A 13,921-nucleotide genomic window follows, 5' to 3' on the forward strand; every position below is an offset into this window, starting at 1 on the left:
CTGCTGGCCAGCGCGTTCATGGCGTGGGCGATCGGTGCGGGATCGAGCGGGGCGACACCATTCGCCCCCGCGGTCGGTGCGAACGCCATCTCGGTGATGCGGGCGGCGTTCATCGTCGGAATTCTCGGCTTTTTGGGAGCCGCCCTCCAGGGAGCGAGCGTCTCCGAGGCTGTCGGCAGCGACCTCGTCGTCGGGCTTACCCTGCCGACCGCCGCGGTGATCGTGGTGCTGGTGACCGCCGCCGGGCTGATGGCGATCGGCATCGTTACTGGATATCCGATTGCGACCGCCTTCACCGTCACCGGGACGGTTATCGGTGCGGGGCTCGCGCTCGGCGGCGATCCCGCGTGGGCGAAGTACACCGAGATCGGAACGATGTGGCTCTTGACGCCCTTTGTCGGTAGTGGCGTCGCCTACGGGATCGCCAGCATCTTGCCCCGAGAATCAGTCGACGAACGCGATAGCGTCCCGATCCTTGCCGCGGCTGTCGGCGCGATCGTCGTCAACATCGAATTCGCGCTGCTCGCCTCGGGCGACCGGTTGGCCTCACTGTCGACCGTCGTCGCCGAGCGATTCGTTCCCGGTCTCGCGGGCGAACTCGGCGTCTCGCTTGTCGCCGCGGTTGTCGTCGGACTGGCTGTCCGGGTCGACATCGCTCGGAACGGATTGGGCGGCCTCCGGCGCTTTTTGCTCGTTCTCGGCGGGCTGGTCGCCTTCTCGGCGGGCGCGAGTCAGGTCGGGCTGGCGGTCGGGCCGCTAGTACCGCTGGTCGAGGAGACGATGATCACCGTCTCGGCGCTGGCGGCCGGCGGCGGCGTGGGCCTGCTGGTCGGCTCCTGGACCGGGGCCTCTCAGATGATCAAGGCCGTCTCACAGGACTACGCTTCGCTGGGCCCGCGGCGGTCGATCGCCGCGCTGTTCCCCTCGTTCGTGCTCGCCCAGATCGCTGTCCTCTACGGGATTCCGGTCTCGTTCAACCAGATCATGGTCAGCGCGATCGTCGGCGCAGGTGCGGCCGTCGGGGGAAGCGACGCGATCAGTCGACGGAAAATAGGCCTGACTTTCGGCGCGTGGATCGGCTCGTTCGCCCTCGCGTTCGCCTTGGGTTACGGCGTGATGAGCCTCGTACCGTAATCGACCGCGACTACACTACATGGTCGACCCTAGTCGTATTAACGTTAGATATTTTATAATATGGGACTCAGTTGTGGGTATCGATGGACTCGTCGACCCTACGGTACGGTAGTTTGGTAGCGATTCCCGGTGGGTACGCGGCGATTCTCGGCTACGGTTCAGTGACCGGAACTGCCACAGCTGCTCTCACGGACCTCTACTTGGGAACTGTCTTGCTGGGTGTAGTGACTGCCGGATATATTCGAAACGGGACGCTGGAAGCGGGGGTGCCCGAAATGGGAGCGTTCGTCGTCGCTGGCATCGCTATGGCGTATGAAGGTGTTTCGAGATTTTCGGACATCCCGCCGATCGAATACATATATACTATCGGCGAGATCGCATTACTTGTCGCTGGCTCTCTCCTGTTGTATCGGGTGGTTGCCGCCTCCCGCCGGTCTGCTGTCGTCGACTGAGACGTGGCTCCCGATCAAAATCGTGCGCGTGCTTCAGAACAGGTGCTGATAGAGAAACGGTTCTATGTGCGTTTGCAGGTGTCGACGCCGAACAGCCGGTAGGCCAGACACTGCTGGGTGAGGCCGGTTCCGAACACGATCGCGCCGACAAGCGCGAGTCCAGCACCGACTGTCGACCCCAGCGGAAGAAGGCCAGCCAACGAGACGATCCCAACGAGAGCCACGAGTAGTCCGCCGACGAGGCGTGCGGTTCGGTCGAGACCACCGACATTCGGTTCCATACCTATGTATTAACGGCTGAACGCAAAAGGGTTTGTATAGATATGTGTCTTAAATACATTACTGGTGTACGACTTTTCTTCCAATAGCGATGTAATAAACCCTCAGACACATCCAGTATCTGTTTTACGGCTGTAGTTCGATAGATGAATCACATCTGCTCTCAGAATATTGGAAATAGCATACAATATTAAACCGTTGGGGTACGAACGGCTAACTGTACTCATGACACAACAGAATATTGAGCCAACGAAGACAGTCGACGCACGCGGGGCAGCCTGTCCAGGACCGCTGATGGATCTCATCGGCGCGATTCGAGATGTCGACCCCGGCGACGTGGTCCTGCTGTTGAGCGATAGCGACCGCTCGCTCACGGATGTGCCTGAATGGGTCGAGGAGGCAGGCAACGACCTTGTCGCGGTCGAAGAGGGTGATGATCATCACGAACTCTACGTGGAGAAAGTATGACTGAAGAGATCGTTATCATTGGCGGCGGCACCGGCGGCTCAGTACTGGCGAACGACCTCGCCGAGCGGCTCGACGAGGAGATCGACAGCGGCGATGTAGCGGTGACGCTCATCAACGACGGGCCCGACCACGTCTACAAGCCGGTGTGGCTCTACGTCCCCTTCGGCAAGCGGGAGCCCGAGGACGGCCGCCGACCCCTGCGGGAGCTGGTCGACAACCGGATCGAGATCCGCCAGGACCGGGTCACCGAGATCGACACCGACGCCCAGCAGCTCTCGACAGCCGAGCGTGTCTCGCCGACCCACTACGACCACCTCGTGGTGGCGACCGGGTCGACGCTCGCCCCCGACGAGGTCCCCGGCCTTGCCGAGGGCGGTCACGACTACTACAGCGAAGCGGGCTCGTTGGCACTCCGCGATGAGCTCCTAGAGTTCACCGAGGGCCACTTGGTCCTCAGTGTGATCGGAAGCCCGCATATGTGCCCGGCCGCGCCGCTGGAGTTCGTCTTCATGGCCGACGACTGGTTCCGCAAGCGTGGCCTCCGCGAGGATATCGAGATCACCTACACCTACCCAATCGGCCGCGTCCACGGCAACCCACACATCGCCGACTGGGCCAAGCCGCTGATGGACGAACGGGAGATCAACGTCGAGACGTTCTTCAACGGCGAAGCGGTCGACCCCGAAGCCGGGACCCTCACGTCGATGGAGGGCTCCGAGGTCGACTACGACCTACTGGTGTCGATTCCACCCCACCGCGGGGTCGAGATGATCGAGGAAGCGGGCCTCGGCGACCGCGGCTGGGTCGAAGTCGACAAACACACTCTCGAAGCCGAGTACGCCGAGAACGTCTACGCGCTGGGTGATGCCGCCGCGACCGGCGTCCCGAAGGCCGGCAGCGTCGCCCACTATCAGGCTGCAACCGTGGGCCAGCGGCTCGCCAGCGAGGTCCGCGGGCAGGTGCCGACCGCCGCCTACGATGGCAAGACCATCTGCTTCATCGAGACGGGGATGGATTCGGCGTCGTTCGTCGAGTTCGACTACCAGAATCCACCGTCGCCGGTCACCCCCTCCGAAAAGATCCACTGGTCGAAACTGGCCTACAACGAATCGTACTGGCTCACCGCGCGGGGGTTGATCTGAGATGGCCGACTCACAGCAGGAAGTCGACGGTGAGGCTGTCGAGGCCACGGACCTCGAAGCCGCCATCGCGGAGAACCCCGAGGCAGTCGCCGACTTCATCGAACGGCTGGACGCAGTCAACGAACTGCTCGACGTGGTCGATCTCGGCACGTCGGCGATGACCGACGAGATGGTCGTCGAACTCTCCGGAACTGCCGAGACGTTGGCGGCCTCGGCCGACGGCATTGCGACCGACGAGACGGTCGGCCTCGCCGAATCGGTCGGCGAGAACGGTGGGGAGCTCCAGGAGGCTCTCGACACGCTGGTCGACCTCCAGCGGAGCGGGACGCTCGACGAACTCGCCGAGTTGGGCGACGTGGTCTCGCTGGGCACGTCGGCGATGACCGACGAGATGGTCCGGTCGCTCGCGGGTACTGGCTCCTCGCTCGGGGAGTTGGCTGATACGGCGGCCCAAGACGACACCCGAGACGGGCTGACAGCTATGCTCAACAGTGTCTCTGCGGCCGAACAGGCCGAGACGGTTGCGATCGGGCCGGTCGGCCTGATGAAGGCGGTTCGGGACCCCGAGATCCAACACGGACTCGGCTACCTGCTTGCGATCGCCAAGGCGCTCGGCCAACAGCAGTCGACCGACGACTGATTCTTTTTTAAGTAGACGCTGACTACTCGGTGCAGGCAGCCATACCGGCTACGGAGTTTTTAAATAGCAGCTGACTACTCGGTCCGAACCGCGACGACAACGAACGTTTCGACTCTGGACTGTTCGGTTTCGATCTCGAAGCCAGCCTTCTCAAGAGCTGCGGCTGCTTCGCTCGCGCTGTAGCGTTCGTCGACCGGCGGCCCGCTTTCGCCCTCGCCCTCGGCCGACCAGTCGGCGACGACGAGTCGACCACCCAGTCGGAGCACGCGAGCGAGCTCCGCCAGCGAATCGTCGCTGGCGAACTCGTGGTAGGTCATCGTGGAGACGGCTCCGTTGAGTTCGTCGTCGTCGAACGGTAGTTCTTCGATACTGCTCGTGACGAGTTCGACGTTCTCGGGAACTCCCTTCTCCCGGTAGAACTCGTGCATCTCGGGTTGGATGTCGATCGCATACACCCGCTCAGCGTAGGGGGCGACATCGTCGGTATAAAAGCCCGTCCCGCTGCCGAGATCGGCGACCGTCTCGCTGCCGGTGGGTTCGAGCGCGCCGAGCAGCTCCTCCCGTGAGACCGATCGGTAGCGTTTGGCTGCGTCTTCGAGTCGACCTGCTTTCTCCGCGTCAAATGTGTGAAATCCCATTTATATGCTGTATCGTACTGTATCGGTTAGTCGGTAGTTTATAAGCTGTCGTCGGGGTCATGTTGGTCGGCCATCGCCGTTGCTTCGCGGGCGTACTGCTCGCGGAGCTCGGGGTCCTCGACAGTGCCGAGGTTGTCGGGATCGGCAGCGAGGCTGACCTGCGTCTCGCGGTGGTCGCCGAAGCTCGTCAGCGCCCGCTCCTTACGGAGATCTCGCTGGCCGTCGGGCGTGGCGTAGGTCAGGATGATTAGGTTCTGTTCGTCGTCCGAGTAGGTGCGTTCGACGAGCCAGACGCGGACCGAGTCGGCCATTATTTGCTCCCTACGAGTTCGATCACGGAATCGATTTCGGCTTCGGTCGACACCGCATGCACCGAGATCCGAACCGCCTCGGGGTGTGGGAGGGACCGAATAACGATACCCTCCTCCGCGAACCGCTCGACAGTCGACTCGGGATCGTCGACCGCGATCGTCACCAGTCCCGACTCGTAGCCCTGCGGGCTCAGCAGTTGCTCGTCGTCGACCCCGGCTTTCAGTCGGTCGGTGAGCGATTCGATTCGGGAGACAACTGCGTCGACGCCGACCTCTTCGATGGCGTCGATCGCCTCGATCAGTCCAACATGCGGCGCGGGCGACGCCGAGCCGACCTCGAAGCGCCGGGCTCCCGATTTATAAACGTACTCCGTGGCGGTCGGCGTTTCGACGCTCCGGTAGCCGACTGCCCGTGGTTCGAGTTCCTCGGCGACGTCGTGGTCGACGTAGAGGAACCCCGCGCCCCACGGCCCAAGCAGCCATTTGTGGCCCGCCGCGGCAACCGCGTCCGCGCCCCATTCGTGGACGTCCATCGGCAGCTGACCCGGTACCTGCACCGCATCGACCAGCGTGAACGCCCCTGCGTCGCTGGCGATGTCGACCAACTCGCTCACCGGGAGCCGCGTTCCGTGGGTCCACGTCACGGCGCTGAAACAGACGAGGCGGGCGTCCGCGACCGCCTCGGCGAAGGCCTCACGGTCGACTCGCCCGGCTTGGGTCTCGACGACTCGGACCTCGATGCCCTCGCGTTCGAGTCGCTGCCATGGTAGGACGCCTGCGGGATGTTCGAGATCGGTCCGGACGACCACGTCACCGGGGTTCCAGTCGATCGCGCTCGCGATTCGGTTGATCCCGTCGGTTGTGCTCTCGGTGAGTGCGACCTCGTCGGCGTCGGCCCCGATGAGACCGGCGATCCGCTCGCGGCCCCGGTCGTAGGCATCGAAGGCGGTCGCGTAGGGGTCAGCCATTCCGGCTCCGTACTCGTGGTCGGCGAGGAACGACGAGGCAGCCTCGATGACGTACCGCGGACTCGGGCCGTGGGCCCCGAAGTTGAGATAGGTAGACTCCTCGAAGGCGGGCACGTCCGCACGGAGTTCCCGCGGCGTCACTGCGACCACGCTTCACTGTGGCATCGGCAGTCGGGAATCGGGACGGTGTACTGGGTCACGGCGGTTCACTCGGTGTAGCCCGCGATGGTCTGCGAAAGCGCGTCGCCGGTCTGTGCGCCGACCATTCGCTCGGCAAGCTCGCCGTCGGCGAAGACGAGCAGGGTCGGAATCCCTTGGACCTCGTACTGGCCCGCGAGCGCCTGGAACTGATCTACGTCGACTTTCAGGACCGCAGCGTCAGTATCTGCGGCGAGTGCCCCGATCGTCGGCTCCATCATCTTACATGGCCCACACCAGTCGGCATAGAAGTCGACGAGCACGACGTCGTAGTTGTCGACGACATCGTCGAACTCGTCGGGGTTACCAAGCTGGATCGGTTCGGCTGGAGCTGCGTTCGTGTTTGAACTCATCGCTACCTCCTACGGCCCCCGCTGGGATAACAGTTATGGGTGAAAAATACAATATTACACAAACACTCTCTGAAAGAGCTACCGCTACCGGACGGGCGGAACCAGCAGGACGTTCCCGGCGGCTTCGGCGACGACCTGTTCGGAGACGCTGCCGAGCAAGAGCCGACGGAGGCGGCTCTTTCCGCGAGAGCCCAACAGGATCGTCGTCGGCTCGTGTTCGGCCCCGGCCTCGAGGATCTGGGTAGCTGGATCGCCGTCCCGGACGTCGATCTCCGTCTCTATCCCCCAGTCTTCGAGGGTGCCAGCGAGCTCGTCGAGCTTCGATTGGACCTCGGGCGACGGCTCGTCGAGCTCTTGGCCTTTGGGTTTCCGGACGTGGACCAGCGTCGCCTCTTGGGTCGCGTGCCGGAGGTGGGAAAACTCTTTAAAAGCGCGCTCGGCGTTCTCCGAGAAGTCGGTAGCGTACAGCATTCGCTGGAAGAGGTGGCTCTGGAGCGGATCGGGGTCGTCGGTTGCCCGCTCGATCCGATTGACCAACAGTGGAACGCTCGCGGTTCGGGCGAGGTTCCGTACCGTCGACCCGATCAGCCGATTCTCTAAGGGGCTTTTCCCGCGGGAGCCGACCAGAATCATGTCGGCGTGAATCGTCTCGGCGATCCCGGTAACCCGCCGGTGTGGTGTGCCGCGAACCACGTGGGATTCAACGTCGAACCCGGCTTCGAGGAGGACGTCCTCGTAGTTCGAGAGCGCCTCACGGCGGCGCTTTTCGAAGTCAACGCCCGGCATTCCCGCGTGGACGTTCGACGGGACGACCGTCAGGAGATGCATCTCGTCGACGCCGATCCGGCCCAGACACTCCAGACAGGTCTGGTCTTTGATCGCGGCCTCGCTGGCTGCCGAGAGGTCTGTGGCAAATAGAACTCGCATACGCAGTATTGTATGGTTGTAGATATCTTCTTTGCGACCCAGCTCGACCGACGAACCGGTGAACCGGTCGATCGGTTTCGGATTACGCCGCTACCAACTGCAGTTGATCGACAGTTCAGCGCGGGAGTGACCTACAATTCCAATGTTCGACCGCAATCCTGCAGCCGACCGCAAAACCCATACATAACGTATGGATGGTTGGTGAGGAGTTACGTGAATATAGTATTGTGCAGTACTTCCACAACCGTTATATCATCGGCACTGGTAGGAGGTAGTGAGCAGAAATGTACAACAGGCGAAATACTGTGGCGGATGAACGGAGCATCGAACGATGGCTGGATTAGAAGTACCCACCTGGGACCCACAGACGGCGATGCTGATCGGCGCGATCCTCTTCGAGGCGATCATCCTCTACGTGGGGTATGGAGGACTCGAAAAACTGGTTGGACCGCGGCTGATGGAGCTGCTGGTCGGGGGTGAGTCCGGTGTTAGTCAGTAGCCTCGACATCTTCGGTAGCTCGCCGGAGATGATGGCCTTGTTCGTCGGCTTCGGGCTCGTCGTCGGTATCCTCTTCGGCTTCTTCGGGATGGGCGGCTCATTCCTCGTCACGCCCGCGCTGTTGATGCTGGGGTACGACGCCTCGGTCGCGGTCGGCTCGGGGATGGCGTTCGTCTTCGGGACCGCCGTGATTGCCAGCCTGAAACACCACGATCTGGGGCAGGTCGACTACAAACTCGGTGGGATCATGATCGCCGGCACCACCGTCGGGATCGAGGTCGGGCGGGCGAGCGTCTACTACCTCGAATCCCTCGGACTGGCCGGTGGCGTCATCAGCGTCGCCTACGTCCTGCTGCTCGGCGGCATCGGGGCCATGGTGACCCGCGAGGCAATGAAGGGCGATGGCGGCGGTGGTGTCGACCACGAGGCTGCCGACAAGGATCTCAGCGAGTACGAAATCCCTGAGGTGGCAAAGAGGATTCAGCGGACCGTTCGGATCCCGCCGATGGTGACCCTCCGCGGTGACGTGCGGGTCTCGGCATGGGTGATCACCGCGGTCGCCTTCTCGACCGGCGTGCTCTCGGGTTTCCTCGGGGTCGGTGGCGGCTTCATTAGGATGCCCGCGATGATCTACGCCATCGGCGTCCCCGTCCCGGTCGCTGTCGGGACTGATCTGTTCGAGATCGTCTTCTCCGGCGGCATCGGCAGCTACCTCTACGGTCAGGGCGGCGGCGTCGACCTCGCTATCGTCGCGCCACTCCTCTTCGGGAGCGCGCTGGGTGCACGGATCGGTTCGGCCGCGACGGCGATCGTCGACAGCGACGGCATCAAGATCTACTTTGGCGGCATGCTGCTTGCGGGGGCGGTGGCGGTCGGTATCGGCGAGGTCGGCTCCTACCTCGGTAACGAACTACTCGAAACCGTCGGCCTCGTGTTGGTCATCGGCGCGGCCGTCGTCGTCGCCGGTGCGATCGTCTACACCACCGTCTCCTCGCTGCGAGCTACCCGGCGTCAACAGACACCCGCGGTCGACTAGCCCCGTTTCGGGCTGGTCTCGGCTATCCGATCTCCGGTTCGGTGGGAGCAGTATTGTACACATCATACAAACACTTTTACCGCGCGCTCCCGTACGGATATGTACAATGGCAGACTCGATGAGCGAGTATCTCAAACAGGACATGGAGTGTGAGGGGCTGTTGGAGTGTATCCACGGGCTGAAAAACCTCGACAAGGAGATCTTCGCGGTCCTCACCGAACAGGCCGAACCGCTGACGGTCGACGAGATCGCCGCGGAGGTAGACCGTGAGCGGTCGACGGCCTACCGGTCGGTCCAGCGACTGATCAACAGCGGCTTCGTCCAAAAAGAGCAAGTGAACTACGAGCAAGGCGGCTACTATCACGTCTTCCGGCCGACCGACCCCGACGAGATCGCCGACGATATGCAGCGTATGCTCAACGACTGGTATGCCAAGATGGGCCAGCTCATCGGCGAGTTCCGCACGAAGTACGACAGTCCACAGGACCAGACCGTCGCCGCCGAGAACTGACAACCTCCGGTCGCTGCCCCTCTCTCCGATTTTCGTCCCCCTCGTCTTCCGGTTCCGGTAGTCGACCGTCGTGAAGTATCTTCAGAGAGTCTGGTGGTAATTTTCAACAACCCTACACAACCATTCTCATAAAATAATAATCGCGATAAACTATATACGGCATTGTCCGGTATCTGAAAGGAGAGAACGGCAGAATATGATTCCAATACCTGACCCCGTTTTTGGCAGTGTGGTACAGTTCACACAAACTAGTATACTGTTATCACCCGAACTGGCCAGTCGCGCCCAGTTCGGCTGGACGATCTCGGTTCACATCCTGTTTGCGGCGCTGTCGATCGGACTCGCGCCGTTTATTGTCTACTTTACCTGGAAAGACGTCACGAGCGACGAGGAGTCCTACACCCGGCTCCGTGAGTTCTGGATCAAGGTGTTCGCCGTCGGCTTCGTGATGGGGACAGTGACGGGAATCCCGATGAGTTTCCAGTTCGGGACGAACTTCCCGCAGTTTGCCGAGGCTGCCGGGGAGATGATCGGCGGACCGCTGGCCTTTGAGGCGAAAATGGCGTTCTTCTTGGAGGCGGTCTTCCTCGGTGTGCTGCTGTTCGGCCGCGAACGCGTCTCGGATCGGACCTACATCCTCTCGTCGGTGTTGACCGGCGCGGGCGCGTGGCTCTCGGGCTTTTGGATTCTGGTCGTCAACGCCTGGATGCAGACGCCACGGGGATTCGAGCTGGTTCAGCGCAACGGGATGGAGATAGCCAAGCTCACCGATCCAATGGCCGCATTCTTCACCCCTCGGATGCCGTGGATGTACGTTCACATGATGAACGCCTCAGTGATCGCGGTGACGCTAGCGGTCGCCGGGATCGCCGCCTACATGATCTGGCGGAACCGCGAGTCGAAAGCCTGGAACACCGCCCTCCGAATGGCGGTCGTCCTTCTCCTGATTTCCGCGCCACTGCAAGCGATCCACGGCGACGCCTACGGTCGACACGTCGCCGAGACCCAAGAACAGAAGTTCGCCGCCATGGAGGCCCACTACGACAGTGGGCAAGCCGATCTGCATCTAATTGCGATCCCCAAGAGTTTCGATGCGCTGACCGACCCCCGAACGGATAATCTCTTTACGATCAGTATCCCTGCACTGGGGTCGTTCCTTGCCAGCGGGGGTGATTTCTCCGCCGAAGTCACGGGCTTACACGAGTACGACGACAACCCACCCGTGGCGCTCGTCTTCTGGTCGTTCCGCGCGATGGTCGGGCTGGGCTTCCTGTTCATCGGGCTCGCGCTGTGGGGCGGCAACCTCCTGCGACAGGGGAAACTCCGTGAGAGCACGCGCTACTTACAGACGATGATGCTCGCGAGTCCGCTGGGGTTCGTTGCGCTGCTCACTGGCTGGTATGTCACCGAGATCGGTCGCCAACCGTGGGTGATCCAGGACGTGCTCAAAACGAACGACGCGGTGTCGACGACCCTCACCGGGGCCGAAGCCACCGGCACGCTCGTGGCGTTTGTCGTCCTCTACATCGCGCTGTTGACCGCCTTCGGTTTCGTCCTCAAATGGATGATCGAGGGCGAACTCGAACGAATGGGAGTCAGGGAGAAAGATCGGTCGGGTCGACCGCGGATGCCATGGGTGAAAGGCGATGACTAATCCCCTGCTGATTCCGGTCGACGCCTACCTCGTCGAGTCGCTGCCGACCGTCTGGTTCGGAGTCGTCATGTTCACGCTGGCGATGTACGTCGCCCTCGACGGGATGGACTTCGGGATCGGGATGCTGTATGCCACTCGCGACGACCACGACCGGGAGACGCTCCTGTCTGCGTTCGGCCCGATCTGGGACGCCAACGAGGTCTGGATCGTCGCCTTCGGGACCACCTTGCTGGCGGCGTTTCCCGCGGTCTACTCCCGGCTGTTGAGTGAACACTACCTGCTGGCGATCGCCATCGTGATGGCGCTGCTCATGCGGGGTGTTGCACCCGAGCTCCGCGAACAGCGCGACGATCCCGAGTGGCACCGTCGCTGCGACCAGCTGTTCGTCTTCGGCAGCACGGTGACGCCGCTGCTGTTGGGGATGCTCGTCGGCAGCTGGATCTTCGGCACAGCCGTGTTTAGCCTCCCGAGCCTGCTGACCGGCATCGGGCTGGTAGCGCTGTGTGTGACCAGCGGCGCGGCGTTCCTCGCCGCCAAGACCAGCGGCCCGCTGGCCGACGACATGGTTCGATACGGGATGGCATCGACGGCGACCTATCTTGGCGGTGTGGTCGTTCTCTTAGCTGTCGTCTACTGGCTCAACCCCGTGAACGTGCGAGCACTCTTGATGACACTGCCCGCAGCCGTAGTCGTTCTCGCCAGTGTCATCTTTGGTGGCGGTGGCATTGTTGCCGCCCGACAGGGCCGACACAAGCTTTGGTTCGGGGCCACCTTCGGACTCTCGTTCATGCTCGTCGGGCTCATCGCCACGCTGCTATATCCGACGATCTACCCCGCCAGTGGGCTGACGATCGACGCAGTCGTCGTCTCGCCGCTCGCTCTTAACCTCACTACTATCCTCGGGCTGCCGGTGTTGCTGCTTGTACTCTGGTATTTCAAGTTCCTGTATAGTACGTTCGCTGGCCCAGTCGACGGTGGGGGATACAGCACCTAAGGCGACTTATCACCGTTCAGCCGGGTGACATCCTCCCCGTCGTAAACGACGGGGCTTCCCACACGGTGGGAATGCCAGTTAGTCGTCGCTGGCAGTGGATTTCGACTCTTGGAATGTTGTGAGTGTCATCTGCGAGGATGTCTCGCTCTGCTCACAGTGAGTCGTGGCCGTGTCACAACGGCTCCCGTCCTGTGGCGAGTCATCGTCCACCTGTTTCACTGGTAGACTCTCTCCCCACGGGTCTACGCGACGTGCGATGTTCGCACTCGCGTTGATGTCGGCTTGAAACGTCGATACGTGGCACTCCGGGTTTCTGCACTTGAACTCGGCTTGCCGAGGCCGATACCCGATGTGCTTGCACAAGTGGCACGTCTTGCTGGTGTACTGCGGGTGGACGTACCGCACCGGAATACCCGCGTCTCGGGCTTTGTCCTCAATACGCCCCTGCAACCGAGCAAAAGCCCACGAATGCAACCGTCGATTCATGTACTTCCCGTAGTCCAGCGACTCACGGATGTATGCCAAGTCCTCCATCACGATGACGGGATTCTCGAACTGGCGAGCATACTCCACAGACTCACGAGACGCCTTCTCGATGATGTCTGTGAGTCGATTCTGGTAGTACGAGAATCGTTCCTCGGTACGCCAGTCCGAAGCGTCTCGCTCTTGGAGTCGTTTGAGCGTTGTGTGCATCTCTTTTCGGATTCGCTTGGCTTCTTTCCCGTTGATTAACAGTGGTTTCGTGGGAGTGTCGTGTTGGAGGGCACAGCCCGTGACCAACATTGACTCGCCAATATCGAATCCAACCCGAGTCGGATTCTCGGGGTGTTCGGAAGTATCCTCGATCTCGTATTCGACGGTGACGTGGAGCGTCCACGTCTTTCGGTGTTTCTGCAAGCGAAGCTCGCCCACGTTCGTACTCGATTCCTCATCGAGTAGATCGTCCCACAACTCTTGCTGGTTTGGATTTAATCGAAGAGGAATCCAGAAGTTAGTTCCGCGACCGGGTTGCGGAACGTTCCAGCAGATTTCGTACTCACGCGAGGAGTCGCGGTCGAACTTCCCGGCTCGGTTCACGAATCGGAGCGGGTGTTCGTCATCCACTTCCTGAGCGTTGTACGTCTTGTGGAGTTTCGGGACGTATGATTTGAGGGCGTCTTTTGCTTGGTACGGCAGGTTGTACGGTGTCACCACGTCGTTCGTGGCACTCATCGTCGTACAGTTTTGCTCGAAGGCGTCATGTAGTGCCTCACGGTATTCGGACAGCGTTTGCTGGAGGCGTTGCTCTTTGCACCGTGTGGGCGGTACGAGCGTGGCTTCCAGTGTTTTATTCGCTGTCTGAGTCGTTGACATCGTAGCCTTCGGATTCGAGTCCTTTGCGGAGGAGTTCGGGGTACGCTCGTGAGTGTCGTATCCCGTGATCGCGGGCATAGTCCTTCACAGCCTCGTGAAGTGGCCCGCCACGCTCCATATCGAAATCGGCTCTCATCCGACAAAACGTAAGGACCAACGTAAGTTAAAGATGACGGTCGGCATTCAGACCGAGCATCTGAGCGTGGTTAGTTCAGCAGTTGTCGGATTCCCTCCCGGTCGCCAGACTGCGTCTGGCGGGCAACCAGAACGCCGCGCGTTCTGGTGACGGCCTGAAGGCCGGGATTCCCTCCTTGTAGGAAGATGGTCGAAAAACAGCGAAATCTGGCTCTTCGAGGTTCGGGGA

At 61.5% G+C, this 13,921-nt stretch carries 18 protein-coding genes; 10 read left to right on the forward strand and 8 right to left on the reverse strand.

Annotated features, from left to right (window positions below; translation table 11 throughout):
• The first annotated feature begins 18 nt into the window (after positions 1-18).
• Both HALTADL_RS13985 and HALTADL_RS13990 read left to right on the forward strand, forming a co-directional pair.
• On the forward strand, positions 19-1,134 hold the full coding sequence (locus tag HALTADL_RS13985) for an inorganic phosphate transporter (RefSeq protein WP_089673545.1): 1,116 nt from the start codon (positions 19-21) through the stop codon (positions 1,132-1,134).
• 83 nt (positions 1,135-1,217) lie between these two features.
• Positions 1,218-1,586, forward strand: coding sequence for a hypothetical protein (locus HALTADL_RS13990; RefSeq protein WP_089673530.1), 369 nt, complete (start codon positions 1,218-1,220; stop codon positions 1,584-1,586).
• A gap of 62 nt (positions 1,587-1,648) precedes the next feature.
• Here the strand turns inward: HALTADL_RS13990 and HALTADL_RS13995 are convergent, their stop codons facing one another.
• Complete coding sequence (locus tag HALTADL_RS13995; protein WP_177171953.1) at positions 1,649-1,867, reverse strand: YgaP family membrane protein; 219 nt, start codon at positions 1,865-1,867, stop codon at positions 1,649-1,651.
• Between the two features lie 223 nt (positions 1,868-2,090).
• Here HALTADL_RS13995 and HALTADL_RS14000 point away from each other — a divergent pair, with 223 nt between their 5' ends.
• From HALTADL_RS14000 to HALTADL_RS14010, 3 genes are read left to right on the forward strand one after another with little or no spacing between them, the layout of a single operon-like run.
• Complete coding sequence (locus tag HALTADL_RS14000) at positions 2,091-2,333, forward strand: sulfurtransferase TusA family protein (protein ID WP_089673528.1); 243 nt, start codon at positions 2,091-2,093, stop codon at positions 2,331-2,333.
• Complete coding sequence (locus HALTADL_RS14005; RefSeq protein WP_089673527.1) at positions 2,330-3,475, forward strand: NAD(P)/FAD-dependent oxidoreductase; 1,146 nt, start codon at positions 2,330-2,332, stop codon at positions 3,473-3,475. The genes HALTADL_RS14000 and HALTADL_RS14005 overlap by 4 nt, the downstream gene beginning before the upstream one ends.
• Position 3,476: 1 nt before the next feature.
• Positions 3,477-4,115, forward strand: a complete 639-nt coding sequence (locus tag HALTADL_RS14010; protein ID WP_089673526.1) for a DUF1641 domain-containing protein — start codon at positions 3,477-3,479, stop codon at positions 4,113-4,115.
• 74 nt (positions 4,116-4,189) lie between these two features.
• On the opposite strand, the gene HALTADL_RS14015 is transcribed toward HALTADL_RS14010, so the two are convergent.
• The 5 genes from HALTADL_RS14015 to HALTADL_RS14035 form a co-directional block, all read right to left on the reverse strand.
• Positions 4,190-4,753 (reverse strand): class I SAM-dependent methyltransferase, encoded by a 564-nt coding sequence (locus HALTADL_RS14015; protein WP_089673525.1) that lies wholly within the window; start codon positions 4,751-4,753, stop codon positions 4,190-4,192.
• Between the two features lie 38 nt (positions 4,754-4,791).
• Entirely contained in the window at positions 4,792-5,064 is a 273-nt protein-coding gene (locus tag HALTADL_RS14020) for a hypothetical protein (RefSeq protein ID WP_089673524.1), read from the reverse strand.
• Complete coding sequence (locus tag HALTADL_RS14025) at positions 5,064-6,173, reverse strand: aminotransferase class V-fold PLP-dependent enzyme (RefSeq protein WP_089673544.1); 1,110 nt, start codon at positions 6,171-6,173, stop codon at positions 5,064-5,066. Before HALTADL_RS14025 ends, HALTADL_RS14020 begins: the two co-directional genes overlap by 1 nt.
• Positions 6,174-6,238: 65 nt before the next feature.
• Entirely contained in the window at positions 6,239-6,583 is a 345-nt protein-coding gene (gene trxA, locus HALTADL_RS14030) for a thioredoxin (protein ID WP_089673523.1), read from the reverse strand.
• Positions 6,584-6,667: 84 nt separating this feature from the next.
• The gene (locus HALTADL_RS14035; protein ID WP_089673522.1) at positions 6,668-7,510 is read right to left on the reverse strand and encodes a universal stress protein; all 843 of its coding nucleotides are present in this window, start codon (positions 7,508-7,510) and stop codon (positions 6,668-6,670) included.
• 331 nt (positions 7,511-7,841) lie between these two features.
• Here HALTADL_RS14035 and HALTADL_RS17865 point away from each other — a divergent pair, with 331 nt between their 5' ends.
• From HALTADL_RS17865 to HALTADL_RS14055, 5 genes are all read left to right on the forward strand, one after another.
• Positions 7,842-8,009: a DUF7512 family protein gene (locus HALTADL_RS17865; RefSeq protein WP_177171952.1), complete on the forward strand. Its 168-nt coding sequence runs from the start codon at positions 7,842-7,844 to the stop codon at positions 8,007-8,009.
• A gap of 28 nt (positions 8,010-8,037) precedes the next feature.
• Positions 8,038-9,045: a sulfite exporter TauE/SafE family protein gene (locus HALTADL_RS14040; protein WP_089673521.1), complete on the forward strand. Its 1,008-nt coding sequence runs from the start codon at positions 8,038-8,040 to the stop codon at positions 9,043-9,045.
• Between the two features lie 106 nt (positions 9,046-9,151).
• A complete protein-coding gene (locus tag HALTADL_RS14045) occupies positions 9,152-9,556 on the forward strand; it encodes a helix-turn-helix domain-containing protein (protein WP_089673520.1) in 405 nt (134 codons plus the stop codon).
• A gap of 196 nt (positions 9,557-9,752) precedes the next feature.
• Positions 9,753-11,210, forward strand: a complete 1,458-nt coding sequence (locus tag HALTADL_RS14050; protein ID WP_089673519.1) for a cytochrome ubiquinol oxidase subunit I — start codon at positions 9,753-9,755, stop codon at positions 11,208-11,210.
• The gene (locus HALTADL_RS14055) at positions 11,203-12,204 is read left to right on the forward strand and encodes a cytochrome d ubiquinol oxidase subunit II (RefSeq protein ID WP_089673518.1); all 1,002 of its coding nucleotides are present in this window, start codon (positions 11,203-11,205) and stop codon (positions 12,202-12,204) included. The genes HALTADL_RS14050 and HALTADL_RS14055 overlap by 8 nt, the downstream gene beginning before the upstream one ends.
• A gap of 78 nt (positions 12,205-12,282) precedes the next feature.
• Here the strand turns inward: HALTADL_RS14055 and HALTADL_RS14060 are convergent, their stop codons facing one another.
• Together HALTADL_RS14060 and HALTADL_RS17870 are read right to left on the reverse strand one after the other, a co-directional pair.
• Positions 12,283-13,557, reverse strand: coding sequence for an RNA-guided endonuclease TnpB family protein (locus HALTADL_RS14060; protein ID WP_089673517.1), 1,275 nt, complete (start codon positions 13,555-13,557; stop codon positions 12,283-12,285).
• Positions 13,532-13,693: a hypothetical protein gene (locus HALTADL_RS17870; protein WP_177171951.1), complete on the reverse strand. Its 162-nt coding sequence runs from the start codon at positions 13,691-13,693 to the stop codon at positions 13,532-13,534. Before HALTADL_RS17870 ends, HALTADL_RS14060 begins: the two co-directional genes overlap by 26 nt.
• Between the last annotated feature and the right edge of the window lie 228 nt (positions 13,694-13,921).

The organism is Halohasta litchfieldiae, from assembly GCF_002788215.1.
In the GTDB taxonomy this organism is placed as follows: domain Archaea; phylum Halobacteriota; class Halobacteria; order Halobacteriales; family Haloferacaceae; genus Halohasta; species Halohasta litchfieldiae.